The organism is Cupriavidus mimosae (genome assembly GCF_023952485.1).
In the GTDB taxonomy this organism is placed as follows: domain Bacteria; phylum Pseudomonadota; class Gammaproteobacteria; order Burkholderiales; family Burkholderiaceae; genus Cupriavidus; species Cupriavidus taiwanensis_C.
In genome coordinates this window covers 1-5,762 of record NZ_JALHRY010000048.1, presented here as the reverse complement: position 1 = coordinate 5,762, position 5,762 = coordinate 1, and the positions used below count along the sequence as shown (strand labels likewise).

Genomic DNA, 5,762 nt, shown 5'->3' with positions numbered 1-5,762 from the left:
CTTCCTCAGGGTGGCAGCGTGCGTCTGCGCCAGCATGGCGTCAATGTTCTTGGTTCGGAACAAGCTCATATAGGGATCTCCTGCATGGGTTGTGCCGCGCGCGCACGGACCCGCGCCGGAGATGGCGGCGAGACGTGCGGTGCGATGGCATCCGGGGCAGCGTGCCGACGGGTAGACGGCACGGGCTTGCCGGCACGCAGGTCGCGCGCCGGCCCCGGTAGTGTTCTTGAGTTGCCCGGACCGCCCGGGCGGCGGGGACAGACGTCAGGCCAGATCAGCGCGGCGAGCGCTCGCCGCCGCGGTAGATCATGCCGTTTTCACTCGACGTGATGCACCCATCCGAACGGGTCGGCGATGCTGCCGCGCTGGATGCCGGTCAGCAAGGTACGGAGCCGTTGCGTGACTTCGCCTTCGCCGCCGTTGCCGATGGTGAATTCGCCGCCGGCGTGACGCACCTGACCGATGGCGGTGACGACCGCGGCCGTACCGCAGGCGAAGGTTTCCTTGACGCGGCCACTGGCTGTATCGGCGCGCCAAGACTCGAAGTCGTAGGGCGTTTCGTCGACCGGAATGCCCTCGTGCCGCGCCAGTTCGATGATCGATGCGCGGGTAATGCCCGGCAGGATGGTCCCTTTCAGGGGCGGCGTGCGCAGCGAGCCGTCATCCATCACGAAAAACACGTTCATGCCGCCGAGCTCCTCGATCCAGCGGTGCTCCGCGGCGTCCAGGAACACCACCTGGTCGCAGCCCTTGGCCGCGGCCTCGGTCTGCGCAATCAGGCTGGCCGCGTAATTGCCGCCGCATTTGGCGGCGCCGGTGCCACCCGAAGCCGCGCGGGTATATTGGTCTGACACCCAGACGGTCACCGCGGACTTGCCGGCCTTGAAATACGGGCCGACCGGACATGCGATCACGCAGAATACGTATTCGGCCGAGGCGCGCACCCCCAGAAAACTCTCCGAGGCGAACATGAACGGGCGCAGGTAGAGGCTGCCCTGGCTGCCGGGGATCCAGGCGCGGTCAATATCGACGAGCGCTTCCACGGCTTGCAGGAAGGTGGCCTCGGGCAGGTCCGCCATCGACATGCGGGCAGCGGAGGCGCGAAAACGCCTTGCGTTCTCCTGCGGCCGGAACAGCGAGATCCTGCCGCCTTCGCCACGGTATGCCTTCATGCCCTCGAAGATTTCCTGCGCGTAGTGCAGCACCGCGCAGGCGGGGTCGATCTGGAAAGGACGGCGTGCTTCGACCCTGGCATCATGCCAGCCGCGACCGTCGGCCCAACGGATGGTCACCATGTGGTCGGTGAACACGCGACCGAAGACGGGGTTCTCCAGCCTGGCAGCGATCTGATCGGCGGGGGTGGGGCCGGGATGGGGCTCCAGGACGAACTGCAGTGAATTTTCAGTGCTCATGCTTCAGTGCTCGGGGATGTTGGGCCATATGGCCTGGCCGCCGCGGTAGCATGACCGGGGCGGGTGCGCTACAAGGGAGTACTGGTACGGGTCGCTGCGATATGGAGCCAGCCATGCCAAGCGGGGTCGGGGGGCGTCGCAGTGCCTGGATCGCGCTCAGGCAGACGGCGCCTTGTCGAGGCTGCCGCCGTTGCGGGCCGGTCCTTGCGGCGTTGCGGCCTCGCGCGGTCTGGCTTGTATTGTGACATTCACGATGTCTGTCTCCGGATGCTTTTATTTGTCTGGAGGAGTGTAAGAAGCGGCCGCGCCGCCGTAAATTCAATAATTCCCACATCTGGTATCTTCAAAACGCATAGCGGACGATGGATTCTGACCTCCAAGAATGGGTGCCTTCCCTACAGCCGGAGCCGCTCCGGCTGCTCCGGCTGCTCCGGCCGCTGATCCGGCTACGTGCCGTCCCCGTAGCGATGCCATATCATGGTGAGCCATCCTGGCCATGGGATGCTCGCGGCTACGCATCGCCATCTTTCCATCCGGCAGGCTGCGCCACAACCGGCATGTCTCGCCCTGACCGCACTCTGCGCCGCAAGCGCGGCGTGCCCGGGCGAACCGGCACCCCAGGTAGCGCGCGCGGCACTTGGAAAAGAGCCTGCCGGGCGCTGATGCTGCTCTGGCTTGCGGGAGTCGGTGCCTGCGGCTCGCTTTCCCACAATGTCCCCCGCAATCTGCCTCAGCCGACGGCTGCCAGCGCAGTAGTCCCCTTGCGCGAGCCCACCGACGTCGCCGGGCCGACTACCATCGCCATGGCGTTCTCCGGCGGCGGCACGCGGGCCGCGGCGTTTGCCTTCGGCGCGCTGCAGGGGCTGGACGCCATGAGAGCTCCGGGCGGCGCGTCCTTGCTCGACGACGTTTCCTTCATCAGCAGCGTGTCCGGCGGCTCCCTCACCGCCGCATACTACGGCCTGCACGGCAAGGACAGCCTGGCGACGTTCCGATCGGTGCTGCTGAAGGACGGCGAGGCCCGGCTGCGCTTCAGCCTCCTTAACCCCTTCAACATTGCACGGCTCTTCGGCGGGGGGCTCAATAATCGGGAAGACCTCCGGACCTGGCTGGACGAAGACGTGTTCAAGGGGGCCACCTACGCCGACATGTTTCGCCGCGGCAAGCCGCTGGTGTGGATCAACGCCACCAACGTCTATTATCGGGTCGCGTTTCCGTTCAGCCAGCTGGCCTTCGATGCGCTCTGCAGCGATCTCGCCAGCTTTCCCGTCTCCGAAGCCGTCGCGGCTTCCATGGCGGTGCCGCTGTTCTTCGCGCCCATCGTGCTGGAGAAGCATACCCAGGCCTGCCGCGCGCCGCTGCCCAACCTGGATCACGCCGAGGCGCCGGGGCAATCGCTGCTGATTGGCGCGTTGGCGGTTGCCGTTCGCGGCCACCGGGATCTGTCCAAGGGCAAGTACATCAAGCTGGTCGACGGCGGCGTGACCGACAACTACGGCCTGGCCACCATCTTTCAGTCCCGCCTGCTGCTGGGCACGGCCTACGGGCCCATGAGCGAGAACGACGCGATCAAGGTGCGCCGGCTGCTGTTCGTCGTGGTCGATGCCGGCCAGGCCCCCCGTGGCGACTGGAACCAAAGCCAGGTTGGCCCGTCGGGGATCGAAGTGGCAAATGCGTCCATCGACGCGGCCATGGCCACCAACGTGCGCATGAGCTATGACGCCTTCGTGCCCATGATGCGCCAGTGGCGCAACGATCTGGTCGCCTATCGCTGCGCCATGCCGTTTGCGCGGCAGCAGGCCATCGCCGCAAGCCGTCCAGGCTGGCGCTGCGATGACGTCGAGTTCTTCGTCACGCGGATCGCCTTCGACTCCCTCGACAAGGCGCGCGCCGCGAGCCTGAACGAGCTGCCGACCCGGCTTCGGTTGCCCGAGAAGGATGTCGATCGCCTGATCGAAGCGGGCAGGGACGCCATCCTGGGCAACCCGGTGATCCGCGAGTTCGAGCGCGAAGCCAACGCGGCGCGGTAGTTTCGCTGCAGGCAGATCCGGTGCGGCGGCATCGTGCCGGACGATTGGTGCCGGCGAGGTAACAGTGCGTGTACCGCTGCGGCACTACCGCCGCGTCCGGCCCACGGCTACGCTTCGTTCCAAGCGGTCCCTGCCTGCCAGCCGGCGCGGGTCCGCCGGACATCCCCGCCATCTCAGCAGGAGAGATCATGACGCAACGCCTCAACTACTTCCAGCAATCCCCGGAGCTGTCCAAGAAGCTCATGGAGCTCAACAGCCTGTTCCCGAAAACGACCATCGAGCAGCACATTCGCGAGCTTGTCGAGATTCGCGCTTCGCAGCTCAACGGCTGCGCGTTCTGCGTCGACATGCACATCAAGATGGCCAAGATCCACGGCGAGCGCGAGCTGCGGCTGCATCACGTGGCGATCTGGCGCGAATCGACGCTGTTCTCGCCGCGCGAGCGCGCCGCGCTGGCCTGGACCGAGGCCCTGACCCAGCTGTCCGCGCAAGGGGTGCCCGACGATGTATACGAGCGCGTGCGCACGCAGTATTCCGAGCAAGAGCTGTCCGACCTCACTTTCCTGGTGGGCGCCATCAATACGTGGAACCGGTTGAACGTAGCCTTCCGCATGGTCCCCGGTTCTTCCGACAAAGCCTTCGGGCTGGACAAGGCCAACCTGGAGTAATGCCATGAGACGGTCGATTGCCATGGCGGCAAGCCTGGTGCTGCTGATGTCGGCGCCGCTGGCCCACGCCGCCCCGCCGGAGGTGGTGGTGCAGTCGCTGACCACCAGGGCGCTGCCCGACTATGCGGGCAAGGAAGTCCAGATGATCACGGTGGAGTACCCGCCCGGCGGCTTCGACCCGGTGCATCGCCATGACGCGCATGCGTTCGTCTATGTGCTCGAGGGCAGCATCGTGATGGGCGTGAAGGGCGGCAAGGAGGTTACGCTGAAGGCGGGCGAGACCTTCTACGAAGGCCCGGACGACCTCCACACCGTCGGTCGCAATGCCAGCAAGACCAGGCCCGCGAAGTTCGTCGTGTTCCTGCTCAAGAAGCAGGGGGCGCCGGTCTTTACGCCGGTGAATTAGCGCGGTTGTTCCCCGGGCCGGTCACGGCCCGGTTGCCTGAGTTTCGGACCCCCGGTCCGGCGGTTTCACCGAGGCCGGAATTCTTGCATCAAGGTGCGTCAACGGGGATTTTTAGATATCGCTTACCGTTGGCCTCAGGCGCGGGAAACTCTCCCGCCCGCATGTTGACCTGAACGGATGGCAGCATCAGCGCCGGCATCGGCAGCGTAGCATCGCGAGCCCTGCGCATCACCACGAACTCTTCTTCGCCGATGCCATCCCGGACATGGATGTTATTCGCACGTTGGTCAGCTACCGTGGCCATGTAGCTGAGTTCCCTGCCGCCGGGCTGATAGTCGTGACATGAGTAGAGGCGCGTCTCCGTTGGCAGGCACAGCACCTTGTGGATGGAGCGGTAAAGGGTGCGAGCGTCGCCCCCCGGGAAGTCGCAACGGGCTGTGCCATAGTCGGGCATAAACAACGTGTCACCGACAAAGGCCGCTGTCTCCTGGGCGTTGCCAATCACATAGGTCATGCACGCAGGGGTGTGGCCTGGCGTATGCATCGCACGCGCCTGCAGACTGCCGATCGTGAACGTGTCGCCATCATTCCAGAGGCGATCGAACTGGCAGCCGTCTGGTGCGAATTCCGTCCCTGCATTGAATATCTCGCCGAAGACCTTCTGTACCGTTGTGATCCGACTTCCAATAGCGATCTGGCCGCCGAGCCGTCGCTTGAGATAGGGCGCGGCCGTAAGGTGGTCGGCATGCATATGGGTTTCCATAATCCATTGAACCACCGCTCCCAGCTCCTGCACCCGCGATACCAGCCGATCGGCGTAAGCCGTGCAGATCCGGCCAGAGTGAGGGTCGTAGTCAAGCACGCTGTCGATCAGCGCACATTGCCGGCTTTGCCGGTCAAGAACGAGATAGCTAAAGGTGGAGGTAGCCGGATGAAAGAAGGCGTTGATTTCCATGGACGAGGAAACGAAGGTGGGTGTCATCGTTATGTTGCGACATTGCAATGGAGCGCACCCGGCTTGCGCTCGGATTTGAAAGTTCTGTGGTGCCGGCCCTGATGCAGCAGGACGGTGCAATTGGTGAATCGATTTTCCGGGAAGAGAGCGACGCGGCCTTAGTCGACCGCCTTGAACATGTCCTCGACCACCTTCTTGGCGTCGCCGAACACCATCATGGTCTTGTCCATGTAGAACAGCTCGTTGTCCAGGCCGGCGTAGCCGGCGGCCATCGAGCGCTTGTTGACGATG

6 protein-coding genes are annotated in these 5,762 nt (G+C 64.7%); 3 read left to right on the top strand and 3 right to left on the bottom strand.

Annotated features, from left to right (window positions below; all coding sequences use genetic code 11):
* Positions 1 to 317: 317 nt before the first annotated feature.
* Positions 318 to 1,412, bottom strand: a complete 1,095-nt coding sequence (locus MKD50_RS29950; protein ID WP_252669744.1) for a branched-chain amino acid aminotransferase — start codon at positions 1,410 to 1,412, stop codon at positions 318 to 320.
* A gap of 761 nt (positions 1,413 to 2,173) precedes the next feature.
* On the opposite strand from MKD50_RS29950, the gene MKD50_RS29945 reads away from it, so the two are divergent.
* The 3 genes from MKD50_RS29945 (at position 2,174) to MKD50_RS29935 (ending at position 4,516) form a co-directional block, all read left to right on the top strand.
* Positions 2,174 to 3,442, top strand: a complete 1,269-nt coding sequence (locus MKD50_RS29945) for a patatin-like phospholipase family protein (RefSeq protein WP_252669742.1) — start codon at positions 2,174 to 2,176, stop codon at positions 3,440 to 3,442.
* Between the two features lie 188 nt (positions 3,443 to 3,630).
* Positions 3,631 to 4,110: a carboxymuconolactone decarboxylase family protein gene (locus MKD50_RS29940; RefSeq protein ID WP_115706782.1), complete on the top strand. Its 480-nt coding sequence runs from the start codon at positions 3,631 to 3,633 to the stop codon at positions 4,108 to 4,110.
* A 4-nt stretch (positions 4,111 to 4,114) separates the two neighbouring features.
* On the top strand, positions 4,115 to 4,516 hold the full coding sequence (locus MKD50_RS29935) for a cupin domain-containing protein (RefSeq protein WP_115706783.1): 402 nt from the start codon (positions 4,115 to 4,117) through the stop codon (positions 4,514 to 4,516).
* 88 nt (positions 4,517 to 4,604) lie between these two features.
* On the opposite strand, the gene MKD50_RS29930 is transcribed toward MKD50_RS29935, so the two are convergent.
* Both MKD50_RS29930 and MKD50_RS29925 read right to left on the bottom strand, forming a co-directional pair.
* On the bottom strand, positions 4,605 to 5,498 hold the full coding sequence (locus MKD50_RS29930) for an MBL fold metallo-hydrolase (RefSeq protein WP_252669740.1): 894 nt from the start codon (positions 5,496 to 5,498) through the stop codon (positions 4,605 to 4,607).
* 131 nt (positions 5,499 to 5,629) lie between these two features.
* On the bottom strand, positions 5,630 to 5,762 hold a 133-nt coding region (locus MKD50_RS29925), incomplete at its 5' end, for an NAD(P)(+) transhydrogenase (Re/Si-specific) subunit beta (RefSeq protein ID WP_252668807.1).

Bases quoted from the DNA above. Each gene is read 5' to 3' on its own strand.
- MKD50_RS29935 (WP_115706783.1), top strand. From the start codon at position 4,115: ATGAGACGGTCGATTGCCATGGCGGCAAGCCTGGTGCTGCTGATGTCG.
- MKD50_RS29950 (WP_252669744.1), bottom strand. From the start codon at position 1,412: ATGAGCACTGAAAATTCACTGCAGTTCGTCCTGGAGCCCCATCCCGGC.
- MKD50_RS29940 (WP_115706782.1), top strand. From the start codon at position 3,631: ATGACGCAACGCCTCAACTACTTCCAGCAATCCCCGGAGCTGTCCAAG.
- MKD50_RS29930 (WP_252669740.1), bottom strand. From the start codon at position 5,498: ATGACACCCACCTTCGTTTCCTCGTCCATGGAAATCAACGCCTTCTTT.